General features: G+C 56.9%; 1 protein-coding gene. It reads left to right on the forward strand.

What is annotated here, in order from left to right; genetic code table 11:
• Positions 1 to 569, forward strand: a 569-nt coding sequence (locus tag NF78_RS27835) for a tyrosine-type recombinase/integrase (protein WP_035995090.1), incomplete at its 5' end; no start/stop codon positions are given.
• Positions 570 to 613: the final 44 nt, after the last annotated feature.

Genomic DNA, 613 nt, shown 5'->3' on the forward strand with positions numbered 1-613 from the left:
AAAACAATCGCCACGGCAAAGCTTCGATCTTCACTGACGCCGATTTAGTTAAGCTGCGTAAACAAATAGAGAATCCAAAGCACCGGCTAATGTTCGACATTGCTCGATGGACCGGAGAGCGCATGGGGGCCGTTCGACAGCTGGACGTAGCAGACGTTTACGACCTGCATGGCAGACCCAGGGCATTTATCACCTTCAAAGCTCGCACACGAAAGGCCGCACCCGGCGGCGTGCGAAGGACTCGGGAATGTCCGACTCACCCAACCTTAGAAGAGCTGCTGACGGCCTACGAGCCGCCAATTGATGGTCCACTGTTCCCCGGCGACCTGGGGCCGATGTCGTTTCAGGCCTGCGACAACTTTTTGCGCCGGGCCCTGGAGCGGGCCGGGCTAGACCATAAGGGCTACAGCACCCACAGCTTCAGACGCACACTGATCACGCGGCTGTCTGAAAAGGGGGTAGACCTGAAAACCCTGCAGTCGATTACAGGGCACCAGGATTTAAAGGTGTTGGTGGGCTACATCGAAGCAAACCCACGGCGGGCACAGCGGGCGATCGCGCTGCTGTAGGGGCCAACTGTACCCAATTAGCAGACAAAATATACTAGAGCAAC

The organism is Leptolyngbya sp. KIOST-1, assembly GCF_000763385.1.
In the GTDB taxonomy this organism is placed as follows: Bacteria; Cyanobacteriota; Cyanobacteriia; order Phormidesmidales; family Phormidesmidaceae; genus Nodosilinea.